We start from the raw sequence: 13,844 nt of genomic DNA on the forward strand, positions 1-13,844 counted from the left end.
GACCCGTCTTAAAGTTGTAGATACACGCCATTTTTTTCATATCCCTGGAAACACGCATCCATATTGGCTTTTTTCCTGATGCTGTATCTACCCACCCAAAACCCAAGTCCTACTCCTTTCTGTATATGTGATTATATACAAATATTATTACACAAAAACCCACTTTTTTCAACACCTTACACCTCACCCACGGTTGATTAGAGTGCTACCCATACTTTCGGCGTGCATTTTTTTGACTTGATTATCTTGCAACAACTGTTATAAGATTGATTCATGCTGCAAGAAAGTGCCTGCAAATGGCTCGTGCTATTTTATAGTGTGCCAACGATGCCTGTAAACAATCGGGTCAAGATATGGCGAAGGCTAACGAGGTCCGGCGCCCTGCAGATCAAGAATTCGGTCTACGTGCTGCCCTTCTCCGATGCCCACTATGAGTTCCTGCAGTGGCTGCTCTGCGAGGTGACGGCTGCCAATGGCGATGGAGAATTTGTCCGAGTTGAGAGGTTTGAGACGCTTAAAGACAGCGAATTGATAGACATGTTCAACAGTCAGAGAAATAGAGACTACGAGGCCATCGACGCAAAACTCGATGCCATTGAAAGAAACATAAACGGCGTCAGGATGTTACCCCCGGAAAAAACCGCAAAAAAACTACGAAAACTCCTTGAACAGACCAACAAGCTCTTTGATGAGTTTGAAGACATACGTAAGATCGATTTCTTTTCGGCAAAGGGGGCGATCAATCTCAAGGAGAGGATATCGGCTGTTAAGGCAGACCTCACGAAGAGTTCCAGCCGTGATGCTCAGGCTCAGGGATCGCTGCTACCTAGGCGTATAGAGGATTACCAGTTGAAGGTTTGGGTTACACGCAATAAGCCCTTTGTGGACAGGTTCGCCTGTGCATGGCTGATAAGGAGGTACATAGACCATTCGGCGGTGTTCAGGTTTGTTGACACCGATGAGATTGAAGAGGCAGCCAAGGGATCGGTGACGTTTGATGTCAATGGTGGGGACTTTACCCATGTGGGTCAACTATGCACCTTTGAGGTGTTGGTCAGGGTATTTGGTATCAAGGATAGCACCCTCAACAAGATAGCCGAAATCGTACACGACATCGATATCAGAGACGGCAAATACAACAATCCACGGACAAAGGGCATAGAAAGTCTGTTAATGGGCCTGAGCAGGATGGCCAAGGACGACATGGATGCCCTGCATATGGCAATAAATTTCTTTGAAATGCTCTATATCGCTGAAAAACATACATAAAAGGGCATCCTCTTAAAAAAGGGTAGCACCACAACCAGCCAGTATTTAAGCCACTTTTGTGTTTTCGTAGCATGGCATTGTCACTGTGCTTAAGCGAGCTGACAACGCCGGACTGGAGTGCTACCCTATTTAGCCATGTATTGAAAAATACCTGTACAATATTTTACACTAAGAGAAATAACAATAGTCACCAACAATTTTTTTAGGAGGATGGATGAATAGCCTTGTAGAGGACATTTCGGTTACAAGAAAGAGGATAACAATTGAGGCCACGGCAGCAGAGGTGGAGGCAGAGGTACAAAAATCGCTGGAACAGGTCAGGAGTAAGGCGAGACTGTCAGGATTCAGGCCCGGCAAGGCCCCTATGTCCTTAATAGAAAAGAAATACAGACGGGACGTGGAGACCGAAGTGTTAGATAGGCTTATCCCTGATTATTACGTAAACACGATAAAGTCACAGGGTTTGTCTCCGCTGACGCCACCCGTACTTGAGAGTAAGGACTACCAGAGCAAGGGTGACCTGAAGTTCGTATGCTACGTGGAGGTGCGTCCGCCAATCGATGGCCTTGTCTATGAGGGCTTGCCCATTGAGCCTGTCGTTACACAGGTCAGCGACGAAGATGTTGAAATGCAGGTGAAGGCACTTGCCAGTAACCGCTCAACCTACAGCCCGGTTGACAGACCCATACAGGTCGATGACCTTGTTATGGTTGATATGGAGGACGCTAAAACCGCCAAAAAGTACGGGGAACAATATTATAAGGTCGCCCCTCAGGCCGCTGCCGACGATATCTCCATGGCCCTGCTTGGCAAGAGCAAGAATGATACGGCTGAAGTACACACAACGCTGCCTGCTAACTTTCCCGTCAGCGACATGGCAGGAAAGGTTGCCGATGTGCGCATAACAATAAAGGATGTAAAGGAGTTGCTCACAGCCGAAATTGACGACGAACTGGCAAAAGAGCTTGGCGTTGACACCCTCGATGAACTCAAGGGCAAGGTCAGAGAGACAATGGAGAAACTTGCACAGGACAACATCATAAAGCGGCAAAAAGCGGCATTGATTAAATCAATGGTGGAAAAATATGACTTTGAGCTGCCCGCAATTGCACTGAAAGCAGAACTCGATACCATAGTGCAACAGGCAAAGACGCAACAGACACTAAAAGACATCCCGGATGAGGAGTTAAACCGGAAATTCAGCGAAGACGCAATAAGAAGCCTTAAAACCAAACTGATCATCGACACAATCGGCGAAAAGGAAAACGTCAACGTCAGCGAAGCCGACATGCGGCAACGGATAAACGAAATTGCATACGCATCGTCAATGACCCCGGAGGCGTTGATGCAGTACTACGGTTCCATGGAGGATTCCATGGAGATGCTTAGGTACACGCTTTTCCGGGAGAAGGTCGCCGACCTGATATACACCAAGGCCAAAACAGTTGAAGGGGGACAATAACACATGGTTTTCATTCCTATGGTAATAGAGCAGACGGGCAGAACCGAACGTGCCTATGACATATATTCGCGCCTGCTCAAGGATCGGATAATCTTTCTCGGTTCGGCAATAGAGGACAACGTCGCCAACAGCGTCATAGCACAGATACTGTTCCTTCAGACGGAGGACCCTGAAAAGGACATACACCTTTACATAAACTCCCCCGGTGGGGTTGTGACGTCAGGGATGGCCATCTATGACACGATGCAGTACGTAAAGCCCGACATAGCCACATACTGCACGGGTCAGGCTGCCAGCATGGGGGCGTTGCTGTTGGCCGCCGGCGCCAAAGGCAAGCGTTTTGCCCTGCCACACTCCAGAATCCTGATACATCAGCCAATGGGAGGCTTCCAGGGACAGGCCACGGATATCGAAATCCATGCCCGCGAAATCCTCAAAATGAAGGAAACCCTCAACAACATCCTGGCCAGCCACACCGGACAACCACTGGAAAAAATCCAGATAGACACCGACAGGGACTACTTTATGTCGGCCACAGACGCACAACGCTATGGCATCGTGGACGAAGTGATATCGGCCATCAAGGACACCGGTAAATGACCCCCGTGTGCATTTGGCCTAAACTTGTGTTATCATATGATAAACAATTAATTTTCTGATAGAGAGGGACTCAATGGCAAAGAAGAAGGATGAACAGACTAAATGTTCATTTTGTGGAAAGAATCAGGTTGAGGTAAAAAAACTCATTGCCGGTCCATCCGTATATATATGCGACGAGTGCATAGACCTCTGTAACGATATTATCGCAGAGGAGATGAAGATCAGCTTCCCACAGCGCGAACTCAAAGGGGTGCAAACCCCTGTAAAGATACACGGCTTTCTCAACGACTATGTAATTGGTCAGGAACGGGCCAAAAAGGTGATCTCCGTAGCCGTGCACAATCACTACAAGAGGATATACAGGCAAACGGAAACCGAAGTGGAGCTGCAAAAGAGCAATATCATCCTGATCGGTCCAACGGGAACGGGCAAGACCCTCCTGGCGCAGACCCTGGCGCGGTACCTCGACGTCCCCTTTACCATAGCCGATGCCACAACCCTCACGGAGGCCGGGTACGTGGGCGAGGACGTCGAAAACATTATCCTCAAACTCCTGCAGGCATCCAATTACGACATCGAACGTACACAGAAGGGTATCGTTTACATCGACGAAATCGACAAGATCAGCCGGAAATCCGACAACCCCTCCATCACCCGTGACGTCTCCGGTGAGGGCGTGCAACAGGCACTCCTGAAAATCATCGAAGGTACCATAGCAAACGTCCCGCCACAGGGGGGAAGAAAGCATCCGCATCAAGACTACCTCCAGGTGGACACCACAAACATACTGTTTATCTGCGGCGGGGCATTCAACGGCCTCGATGAACTGATCGGACAGCGGGTTGGAAAACGCACCGTTGGCTTTGGCGCCGAACTCTACACCAGAAGCCACAGGGAAAACATCCTGTCACAGGTAACCCCCGAAGACCTCACCAAGTATGGACTCATACCCGAAATTGTCGGCAGATTGCCCGTCATCGCCACGCTCGAAGCCCTCGATGAGAACGCTCTTATGCAGATTCTGGTAGAGCCTAAAAACGCACTGACAAAACAGTATGAACAACTGCTGTCCTTTGACAATGTAAGGCTGCTCTTTAAAGAAGAGGCATTGCGCGCCATTGCCAAAAAGGCCATCAACAAGAAAACCGGCGCCAGGGGCCTGCGGGCAATCCTTGAAGAGGTCATGCTCGATGTCATGTACGAAATCCCCTCCCAGGAGGGCATCAAAGAGTGTATCGTAAAGGAGGAAACGATTTTGCACAACGAAAAACCTATTCTTATATATCAGCAGCAGGCTGAAACAGCTTAGGTAATGCGATGAAGATTAAGATTACGATGAAAGATAACAATGGATTCTCTCTCCTGGAACTTCTGGTTGTAATCGCTATAATTAGTCTTTTGTTGTCCATAGCGGTGGCAGCCTTTCTGGGGATCAGGGACAGGTCAAGGATGACCGTATTTCTGCGTGCCGCTAAGGAGGCACGGGGTGATCTGCAATCCTGGCTTGACTACGCCTATAACCCTGCCGGCAAGATCACCAGCACGACAAATGCCGATTGCCAGGAAGTCAACGCAGGGGAGCTGCTAACAGTTGGTGTTGCAACAAAATATGCCTATTGCAGAAACTCGATATTGCGGGAAGAGTCGCCATGGAAAGTAGGTACACCTTTGTGGGTGGTAGTTACTGACGCCTCGGGTATTTCGGCATATACGGGGCAAATTGTCATGGTGCAGAAACAAAGCCCTGTAAACAGCTCCTGGGCAACATCCGTAAGTGTATACGCAATTGGCCTTGATGGCGCAACGCTGTATAACGACACGGCAAAGTATTAATGAAGGAGGCAGTGTGAGCAAGGAATCACCAGAGAAAACACCAGAGAAGGCGCCAGAGAGAGGACAAGACAAGCCGGCACCAGAGAGGGCACAAACGGAAAGAAGAATGCCGGATAAAAGACAGCCGGAGAGATGGTCACCAAGGGCGGACCATTCAACACAGAAAAAGTATATCGCTCTGATGCAAACGATACTGGCTATGGAGAACCGTCTGACGTGGACTGAATTTGCCTATCTGGTTTTGAATATCGGCATATTGTTTTTTTCCATAGCCTTGCTGGCTTATGTCACGGACAAGACGGATGTGCATATAATATATATATCATCGTTGTTTTTCATTGTCATTGGTGAGTTTACGTGTCTGTACTGGATAATTTCATCGATGAAGATTCAAATGAAACTAAAACTGCGCTACTTTCAGGCACGATATATGGAACGAAAACAGGGGTTGCGTGATGAGGCATTTTTTACCGATGAGTCGTCCTACTTTAACCCCGCTGTTGGCTATTTGGAGAGCCCTGATAATCGTGAGCGCGTTGATTATCCAAAAGCGGGTGCTACCAGAATGGACGGCTTTGCCGGATCGGCTAAACCAAGGCATCTATCATGGGCGATGGTCACTGTGTTGTTTTTTATATACATAGTGCTTATGGTGTTTGTATTGCTTCAAATGTTCAGGGTGTTATGATGACAGTCCTTGACGTGGAACCAGAGAGCGATATTGATCTGACCGAACTCATCGAAGGAGAAGAGATCGTGGGACCAAGTCCTTTTAACAGACACCAGAGCGTTGTGGCCAATCTGTATGATGAGCTAAGGCGCTATGTTAAAGAAAATGACTTGGGAATAGTGCCTTTTACACCCCTTGATGTTATCCTGGAAGAGGGTGTTAACAGACTCCAGCCGGATGTAATGTTCATCAAAAAAGAGAATCTGGCCATTGTGCAGGACTGGATAAGAGGGGTCCCGGATATGGTGGCAGAGGTCGTATCAAAGTCCTCAGTGGTCAGGGATACCATAACCAAGAAAGCTATCTACCAACGTTATAGGGTACCCGAGTACTGGATTGTCATGCCTGAGTATGAGGCCATCGAGGTCTTTGCGATTGAACAGGGCGTATACGAACTATTCTCCTGTGCCGTGGAAAGCGGTTACGTAAAATCAAAGATAATCCACGGTCTGGAAATAGACGCCGCCGGCATATTTGTCAATTGAGCTATAGATTAATGATAATGAGTAGTACTCTAGTATGAAAATAAAACCCGATAGCTGGACAATCGTAATAGTTGGCAGTTGGAATCTGGCGACGTTTACCCCTGAGTGGTTGGTGGAGAATATCTTTTACGATGCCGATATCCAGGTGGAGGTGGCATTGGGATACGGGATGCCTTTTCGGTTCAAGTCTACCGGGGGGGGGTTTACGATCATACCGGAGCATAATCGGATAACCCTGATGGCCTTAAAAGATGACGACCTGTCGCTGTTGAAAATGGAAAAGGCCGCCTATAAGCTGTTGGAACTGCTGTCATATACACCCGTGACGGCAATCGGATTCAACTTTGGTTTTGAAGACATATCGCTGTCTCAACTGCCCTTTAAGTACGACTTTGAGGATTCCATGTTCTTTAATGGCCTGGGCTATCTGCTGACGTCGCAGACGATTAACAGAAGATTCATTGTAGACAACAGCATCCTCAATCTCTCCGTAACCATAAAACAAGACACCGTGTGGGTTGACTTCAATTTCCACTATGACCTCAACAATGCCGCCGACTATAAAACCAAGGTAGCAAGAGGCATCGTGGATTCAAAACAAATTGTGACGGACATCCTCAGGGATGGCTATAAGCTAAACACCGATATCATCAGCGACGATGACGACAATCAGCAATAGATGAAAGTCTTTCAGAGTGGCAGCTTCACCAGTGGTATAGTTTCTGTCCCTGTGGTTGTTGCCGCACTGGGATACTTTGTCGATATCTATGACCTCATCCTCTTTGGGATTGTGAGGGTGCAGAGCCTTAAGGCCATCGGGGTGCAGGGGGCGGATATCATGAGCACGGGGATTTTCCTGCTTAACATGCAGATGGCCGGTATGCTGCTGGGAGGGGTGCTATGGGGCATCCTCGGAGACAAAAAGGGACGGGTTAAGATACTCTTTGGGTCGATCGTTGTATACTCCATCGCCAATATAGCCAATGGGTTTGTTGAGTCTGTGGAAGGCTATGCGTTGTGGCGGTTTATTGCCGGCATCGGGTTGGCCGGGGAGCTGGGGGCCGGTGTGACACTTGTGCTGGAGACCCTGCCCAGGCAGTTGCGTGGCTACGGGACGATGATTGTCGCTACCGTTGGGGTATCGGGCGCTATTCTGGGCAACTATATAGCGAAGACCTTCGATTGGAGGGTGGCGTATTTCACCGGTGGTGCCCTGGGCATGGCGTTGCTTGTCATGAGGCTTGGTGTGTACGAATCCGGAATGTATAAGCAGATAGAGTCAAGTAATATCAGTAAAGGCAACTTCTTTTTCCTGTTTACCGACCGACGGCGTTTTTTCAAATACGTCAAGGCCATACTGATCGGTCTGCCGATATGGTTCTGCGTGGGAATCCTGATCATCCTGTCGCCGGAGTTTGCAATGGCCATGAATATCACAGGTGTGGTTAGTGCCGGCGAGGCCGTGATGGCGTGTTATATGGGGCTTGTCTTGGGAGACTTTGCAAGCGGGGCGTTGAGTCAGTTTCTGCGCAGTCGCAAGAAGGTCGTGTTGTTGTTTCTGGTGCTCTCAACGATTGCCGTAGGGGGGTATTTTATGCTTGACGGGGTGAGTGTTTCGGTGTTTTATACGTTTTGTGGGTTCATAGGTTTTGCCGTGGGGTATTGGGCGGTATTTATCACCACCGCAGCAGAGCAGTTTGGCACAAACATCAGGGCAACTGTGGCATCGACTGTTCCAAACTTCATCCGAGGCATGGTTATACCCATTACCGCCGTCTTTCAGTTTGCAAAGCACTACATGGGCATCCTCAGTGCGGGGGCGGTTGTTGGAGGACTGTGTCTGTTCATTGCATTTTACGCCAACTATCATATCGAAGAGACCTTTGACAAAGACCTCGATTACGTCGAAGTGTAGGCGGTGATAGAGGGCATGTAATAATTTTTCGTGCTATTGACAGCGTTTGTTACCATATGATACCCTATATAGGTGCGTGTATTAAGCTGTTGACACGGCAGCCGGAGTGGCGGAATGGGTAGACGCAAGGGACTTAAAATCCCTCGGGCATTATGCTCGTACCGGTTCAAGTCCGGTCTCCGGTACCAAAAAACAACCTTCTATGAAGTATCACCAGGTATCATAGAGTATCACGCGCTGACCCCTACTGGAGCGAAAAAGAAGTGGAGCCACCCCTTTCTTTTCTCTTACGGTCAAATGTGATTGCCCTGTCATAAGGGGTGAACTATTACCTTTTTTTAGTCTACCGTCAGAGTATGATCATGTTATCGCGGTGTATGACTTCATCAGAGTACTTGTATCCCAATACGGCCTGTATCTGATCGGTTTTGAGACCGATGATGGCTTGCAGTTCCTTTTGGGAGTAGTTGACGAGTCCTTTGGCTATGCGCTTGCCTTCGGTATTGACGCAGTATAGGGCATCTCCGCGCTCAAATTCGCCCTCCAGCGATGTTATTCCCGACGGCAGGAGGCTCTTGCCTGCGCAGGTGATGGCCTTGACTGCCCCGGCATCCAGCGACAGCGTGCCGACTGCACGTATGCCCGTGGCTATCCACCCCTTGCGTGCGGCATACCGTTTGACTGTGGGTGTAAATTCCGTCCCCGCAACCCTGCCGTTTAAGACGCTGCTCAACAGGTCAGCCCTCCTGCCGTTTACGATGTTGACGACGATCCCGCACCGGGTAGCCATCTTTGCGGCAGTGAGTTTGGAGTACATCCCGCCCGTGCCCGATATTGAACCGGCCCCCTTGGCCAGGGCCTCCAGCTCCGGCGTTATCTCTGTCACCGTGGGGATCAGGACGGCCTGAGCGTTTTTCCTGGGATCGTCGGTGTAGAGGCCGTCAACGTCCGATAGGATTATCAGCCGCCCGGCATCCAGCATCGAGGCCACAAGCGCAGCCAGACTGTCATTGTCGCCAAACTTCAGCTCGTCTATTGAGACCGTATCGTTTTCGTTGATGATCGGGATGACGTTGAGGCCAAGTAGCGTGACAAGCGTGTTCTTGCCGTTTATGTAACGCTTGCGGTCTGAAAACGCATCCCGCGTCAACAACACCTGTGCCACCTTCTTGCCGTGGGCGCCAAAGGCCCGCTCGTAGGCCAGCACCAGCGAACTCTGCCCAACCGCTGCCGCTGCCTGCTTGAGGTTGATATCCTGTATGCGTCCCCTGATCCCCAACTTGCTCCTGCCCGCAGCCACCGCCCCGGAAGACACCACTACGGTGGCATAACCAGTGCTGTGAAGCGCAGATATGTCCGACGCCAGGGCGTTGATCCTCGACTGGCTCAAACCTCCATCGTCCGTTATTATGTTGCTTCCAATCTTTATTACTAGTATATTCACGCTGATTTCCAGCAGGCAGAGACATTGTCTCCCTTAAACAATTCATACACCATAATAATCACCTACATACAGACATAAAGGGTGTCCGGACAAAAATCCGCCCCCGTTTCCCATGTGATTGTACCGAGCTGTCTGTCAACCTTGAATCCCCTGAATGTATCAACGTCTTTTAAAGGAACAAAGACCTCTCCATATAGATACTTCTCAAAGTCTATAAGCTTCTTTTTACCATCTTCAAACTCAAGCTCCACTACATATTCCTTAACATAACGCACATTCTTTACTTTGTGCATAAAGTTACTCCAATGGTTTTATCCAAAACAGAGGTTTATGTTTACTTGCCAGTTCCCATTCCTGCAACAATTCATCACGATGAATAAATGCCCATTCAAGGACAAGAGATATTGTGCCCTTAAAGGTAAGGCACCTTCTATAATGCGTAAGTCGACTATCGAAAAGATAGCCTTCTTGTCTCCATGCATTGCATGAAAATGAGGCGGATTATGATCATCATAGAAAATGGAAATCATAATACCCAAAAAACTCACTTACTCTATGCATTCACTGTTATAACATATCACCGGACATTTTGGCAATCGTCATAAGCAGATTTAGATTGGGTTAAATACAAAATACATGGCATTTTTATGGGGTCAAGGGGACTGGTCCACTTGCAGGGGGGTCTGAGGGGGCCAGGAGCGTCCTGGAGCGAAAAAGAAGGCAGAGCCGCCCCCTTCTTTCTTTGTATTGCAATCGATCGAAACGCGCTATAATCCTTGACGGTGGGAGTTATGTTATACTTAAGGCAGTGAGGCAACAACAACGTCTCTTGAAGGATTGATGAGAGGTTCCGTAAAAGTGCAAATATGACCGGCAAAGACGGAAAAGGTATTTCAGGCTGGGTGGCAATATGGATATTCGTTATCCTGAGTGTCTGTATTGCCCTTGTGGGGTATACTGCACTTGACATCTACAAGGAACGGCTCAGGGAACATATACAGAAGGACTTATTGTCCCTGACAAAGCTCAAGATTGAGCAGATCGTGGCATGGCAAAATGAACGCATCAGGGATGCGCTTGATGTCCAGAACAAGATATTTCTTGCCTTACGGACGCAAGCATATCTGGATGATAGGACTTCAGAGATAAAGAGGAATGTGCTATCTGCACAATTGACCCACATAAAAGAAACTCAAAATTTCACCAGGGTTACGCTCACGGATAGAGACGGCGCTGTCGTCTTGTCTTCGCACCAGGGCAGCACAGTGGGATACGGATCAATAGACACAACCCTCCAACCCGTCCTTGCAGCAGCGATAACGTCCAAGAACATCGCACTGTCTGACCTCTACCTGGATGCACACAATGTAGTCAGAATGAGCGCCGTTATACCCCTATTCGAAAGAGACCCCGTTACGGGAGAGACCGCCGGGGATGTGATAGGCACAATCATCGCACATATAGCCCCCTCGAAACTGTTTTCGTTAATCCAACACTGGCCGTTAGATAGCAACACGGCGGAGACCCTCCTGATACGTCGGGAGGGTAGTGACGTGGTGTTTTTAAACGAACTTCGCTATAAGAAAGACACTGCCCTGGTGTTTCGTCTGCCCATAGACAGGGATAGGCAACTTCCTGCGGCGATGGCCGCACTGGGGCAACAGGGTATCGTGGAAGGGTACGACTACAGGGGACACCTGGTGCTTGCGGCAGTGATGCCCGTGTCGGATACGCAGTGGTTTATTGTCTCCAAGGTGGACCAGGACGAAATATACCAACCGATAGCGGCATTTGCAAAAGTTGCGGCAATAATAGTTGCCCTGCTGATGGCATTATCCGGGATGGGGATAGCCATGATATGGCAGAAGCGAAATGTCGTATTCAGACAGCGGCAGTATGAAATCAATGAACGCTTTCGTAAGGTGTTTGACAACGCCCCCATTGGCATAGCCCTCTCCGGTAAAGACTACAGGTTTATCGACGTCAACAGGCAACTGTGTGAGATGTTGGAATACTCAGCGGATGAACTTAAAGGCATGACATTTAAAGATATCACTCACCCCGACGACTTGAATCAGAGTGTGGATATTGTAAGAAAAATGATCAACAACGAAATACACTCATTCCGTATTGAAAAGCGCCATGTGACAAAGTCCGGCAAGGTATTATGGGACAACACAATATCCAGCATGATCAGGGACGACAAGGGACAATGGTTGTACAATATAGTAATGATAGAAGACGTCACATTGCGCAAGGAGATGGAGGCCAGCCTTATTCGGGTAAACCGGCTCTATGCGGTGTTGAGTCAGATAAATCAAAGCATAGTGCGCATAAAAGACGAGACAACGTTGTTTGATGAAATATGTCGTACCTGCCTGGAACATGGAGGCTTCTCAATGGCATGGATTGGGCTGATAGACCGGGAAACTTTATTCGTAGAGCCAGTCGCCTTTGCCGGGATAGATGAGAGGGAGCTAAACAATATAGTGTTGTCTGCCGTCAATAGGCCTAATGTGGTATGTCCAACCACTACGGCCATAAGGGATGCCAGACCATCAATCTGCAACGACATAACAACAGACCCGATCATGGCCGCCTGGAGGGATGATGCACTTCAGAGGGGGTACCTCTCAGTGGCCGCGTTTCCGATAATGATGCGTGGGGATGTGGTTGGCACGCTTTCGTTGGGCGTTTCGCAAAAGGGCTTCTTTTTGGAGTCGGAGATAAGGTTGCTGGAAGAGGTCTTAGCCGACATATCCTTTGCGCTGGATACAATGGAGGGCGAGCGGGCGAGGGCGGCGTTTGAAAAGGCAATAGAAAAACAGGCCAGAAGAAACAAGATGATACTTGACATCTCTATGGACGGTTTTGTCCTGGTTGATAATGCTGGACACATAAGAGAGGTCAACCTGACATTTGCCAACTTGCTTGGTTATTCACCGGAGGAGTTATGCAACATGAGTATCATGGCTATAGATATAGGGCAGAACGAACAGGAGGTACTTGAGCGTATAAATGAGGTACTTCAGACAGGTCACAGCAGGTTTGAGACGGTGCTACGGCACAGAGACGGCAAGCGGGTAAACGTAGAGGTAAGTACGGCATTCATAGAGTTGGACGGTGAGATAATGCTGTTTGGCTTTAACAGCGATATCACCGAAAAGAAGCACAGAGACAAGATTTTTCTCCTGCGAGAGAGGCAGGCACAGATGGGAGAGATGCTGAGTATCATAGCCCATCAGTGGAGGCAGCCGATTTCGGCAATCGCAGCCTCCGTAAACAGGCTTGAACTGGAGGCCATGTTTGATACCCTGGACAAGGCGGTGTTAAACGACTCACTTGAGAGGATAAAGTTGCAGATTCAACACATGTCGCAAACAATCACTGATTTCAGCACCTTCTTCCAACCGGATAAAGACATGGAGGTCTCAGCTATCAGCACTGTTATCCACAAGGCCATAGGCATCATAGAGCAACAGTTAAAGAACAAGGGGATAGAGTTAAACCTGAACTGTCAAACAGAGACCCCTGTAAGGACTTACGTCAACGAGCTTGTCCAGGTGTTTCTGAGCATCATTGAAAACGCAGTGGATGCCCTGCATGGCAGAGAGATAGCTAATCCCCGGATATCCATAGACATCCGTGAAAGAGACACCGATGTGATAGCAGAGATCACGGATAACGCAGGCGGTATATCGCCTGAGATAATGGATAACATCTTTTTCCCCTATTACTCGACCAAGGAAGCGGTGCAAGGCACAGGGCTTGGCCTGTACATGGCCAGGATGATCGTGGAACAACACTGTCATGGTAAACTGTCCGCTGTAAACATTGAAGATGGCGCACGGTTTATCATAGAGATACCAAAAAAGGACGAATAGCAAGTTTTTGACCTTACTTTTCTACAGCCCCACTTCTTTAAATACCTGCCCATAATTAATTATATACGAAAGAAGAAAGAAGGGGGCGGTTTGTGGCAGGGGTGCCCCACCCCCTCCGCCCCATAGGTGTTAAGTTAAGCATGATACCTCCAGTACCTCCAAGTCTTTTAGTGTTAATTTCTTAGGTTTAGGCGTATTTGACGGTTCATCAATCAACTGTAA

At 48.5% G+C, this 13,844-nt stretch carries 13 protein-coding genes and 1 tRNA gene; 11 read left to right on the top strand and 3 right to left on the bottom strand.

Translation table 11 applies throughout. The features are described 5' to 3' along the window. Positions 1–327 precede the first annotated feature (327 nt). The 10 genes from HWQ67_RS04385 (at position 328) to HWQ67_RS04430 (ending at position 8,482) form a co-directional block, all read left to right on the top strand. A complete protein-coding gene (locus tag HWQ67_RS04385) occupies positions 328–1,269 on the top strand; it encodes a chromate resistance protein ChrB domain-containing protein (RefSeq protein ID WP_218251430.1) in 942 nt (313 codons plus the stop codon). 214 nt (positions 1,270–1,483) lie between these two features. After that, positions 1,484–2,731, top strand: a complete 1,248-nt coding sequence (gene tig / locus HWQ67_RS04390) for a trigger factor (RefSeq protein ID WP_218251431.1) — start codon at positions 1,484–1,486, stop codon at positions 2,729–2,731. A gap of 3 nt (positions 2,732–2,734) precedes the next feature. Next, positions 2,735–3,331, top strand: a complete 597-nt coding sequence (clpP, locus tag HWQ67_RS04395; protein WP_218251432.1) for an ATP-dependent Clp endopeptidase proteolytic subunit ClpP — start codon at positions 2,735–2,737, stop codon at positions 3,329–3,331. Positions 3,332–3,404: 73 nt separating this feature from the next. Continuing rightward, complete coding sequence (gene clpX / locus HWQ67_RS04400) at positions 3,405–4,640, top strand: ATP-dependent Clp protease ATP-binding subunit ClpX (RefSeq protein ID WP_218251433.1); 1,236 nt, start codon at positions 3,405–3,407, stop codon at positions 4,638–4,640. A gap of 8 nt (positions 4,641–4,648) precedes the next feature. Then, positions 4,649–5,164 carry a type II secretion system protein gene (locus tag HWQ67_RS04405; RefSeq protein WP_218251434.1) on the top strand — a complete coding sequence of 172 codons (516 nt, stop codon included), beginning with the start codon at positions 4,649–4,651 and terminating at the stop codon, positions 5,162–5,164. A gap of 13 nt (positions 5,165–5,177) precedes the next feature. Beyond that, a complete protein-coding gene (locus tag HWQ67_RS04410; protein ID WP_218251435.1) occupies positions 5,178–5,852 on the top strand; it encodes a hypothetical protein in 675 nt (224 codons plus the stop codon). Continuing rightward, positions 5,849–6,379, top strand: a complete 531-nt coding sequence (locus HWQ67_RS04415) for a Uma2 family endonuclease (RefSeq protein WP_218251436.1) — start codon at positions 5,849–5,851, stop codon at positions 6,377–6,379. Before HWQ67_RS04410 ends, HWQ67_RS04415 begins: the two co-directional genes overlap by 4 nt. A gap of 34 nt (positions 6,380–6,413) precedes the next feature. After that, on the top strand, positions 6,414–7,058 hold the full coding sequence (locus HWQ67_RS04420) for a hypothetical protein (RefSeq protein WP_218251437.1): 645 nt from the start codon (positions 6,414–6,416) through the stop codon (positions 7,056–7,058). Then, on the top strand, positions 7,059–8,294 hold the full coding sequence (locus HWQ67_RS04425; protein WP_218251438.1) for an MFS transporter: 1,236 nt from the start codon (positions 7,059–7,061) through the stop codon (positions 8,292–8,294). Between the two features lie 100 nt (positions 8,295–8,394). Then, a tRNA-Leu gene (locus HWQ67_RS04430) sits at positions 8,395–8,482 on the top strand. A 161-nt stretch (positions 8,483–8,643) separates the two neighbouring features. On the opposite strand, the gene proB is transcribed toward HWQ67_RS04430, so the two are convergent. From proB to HWQ67_RS20415, 3 genes are read right to left on the bottom strand one after another with little or no spacing between them, the layout of a single operon-like run. Continuing rightward, positions 8,644–9,744 (bottom strand): glutamate 5-kinase, encoded by a 1,101-nt coding sequence (gene proB / locus HWQ67_RS04435; protein WP_425340698.1) that lies wholly within the window; start codon positions 9,742–9,744, stop codon positions 8,644–8,646. A gap of 56 nt (positions 9,745–9,800) precedes the next feature. After that, entirely contained in the window at positions 9,801–10,031 is a 231-nt protein-coding gene (locus HWQ67_RS04440) for a DUF2442 domain-containing protein (protein ID WP_218251439.1), read from the bottom strand. 18 nt (positions 10,032–10,049) lie between these two features. Beyond that, a complete protein-coding gene (locus HWQ67_RS20415) occupies positions 10,050–10,268 on the bottom strand; it encodes a DUF4160 domain-containing protein (protein ID WP_425340699.1) in 219 nt (72 codons plus the stop codon). A 336-nt stretch (positions 10,269–10,604) separates the two neighbouring features. Between HWQ67_RS20415 and HWQ67_RS04450 the strand changes: the two genes are divergently transcribed. Continuing rightward, the gene (locus HWQ67_RS04450) at positions 10,605–13,622 is read left to right on the top strand and encodes a PAS domain S-box protein (protein WP_218251441.1); all 3,018 of its coding nucleotides are present in this window, start codon (positions 10,605–10,607) and stop codon (positions 13,620–13,622) included. Positions 13,623–13,844: the final 222 nt, after the last annotated feature.

Origin of the sequence: Candidatus Magnetobacterium casense (assembly GCF_019173545.1) — a bacterium.
GTDB lineage: Bacteria > Nitrospirota > Thermodesulfovibrionia > Thermodesulfovibrionales > Magnetobacteriaceae > Magnetobacterium > Magnetobacterium cryptolimnobacter.

What these genes read in the sequence shown, in the direction of transcription:
- HWQ67_RS04385 (WP_218251430.1), top strand. Translation starts at nt 328, where the DNA reads ATGCCTGTAAACAATCGGGTCAAGATATGGCGAAGGCTAACGAGGTCC.
- tig (WP_218251431.1), top strand. Translation starts at nt 1,484, where the DNA reads ATGAATAGCCTTGTAGAGGACATTTCGGTTACAAGAAAGAGGATAACA.
- clpP (WP_218251432.1), top strand. Translation starts at nt 2,735, where the DNA reads ATGGTTTTCATTCCTATGGTAATAGAGCAGACGGGCAGAACCGAACGT.
- clpX (WP_218251433.1), top strand. Translation starts at nt 3,405, where the DNA reads ATGGCAAAGAAGAAGGATGAACAGACTAAATGTTCATTTTGTGGAAAG.
- HWQ67_RS04405 (WP_218251434.1), top strand. Translation starts at nt 4,649, where the DNA reads ATGAAGATTAAGATTACGATGAAAGATAACAATGGATTCTCTCTCCTG.
- HWQ67_RS04415 (WP_218251436.1), top strand. Translation starts at nt 5,849, where the DNA reads ATGATGACAGTCCTTGACGTGGAACCAGAGAGCGATATTGATCTGACC.
- HWQ67_RS04420 (WP_218251437.1), top strand. Translation starts at nt 6,414, where the DNA reads ATGAAAATAAAACCCGATAGCTGGACAATCGTAATAGTTGGCAGTTGG.
- HWQ67_RS04425 (WP_218251438.1), top strand. Translation starts at nt 7,059, where the DNA reads ATGAAAGTCTTTCAGAGTGGCAGCTTCACCAGTGGTATAGTTTCTGTC.
- HWQ67_RS04440 (WP_218251439.1), bottom strand. Translation starts at nt 10,031, where the DNA reads ATGCACAAAGTAAAGAATGTGCGTTATGTTAAGGAATATGTAGTGGAG.
- HWQ67_RS20415 (WP_425340699.1), bottom strand. Translation starts at nt 10,268, where the DNA reads ATGATTTCCATTTTCTATGATGATCATAATCCGCCTCATTTTCATGCA.
- HWQ67_RS04450 (WP_218251441.1), top strand. Translation starts at nt 10,605, where the DNA reads ATGACCGGCAAAGACGGAAAAGGTATTTCAGGCTGGGTGGCAATATGG.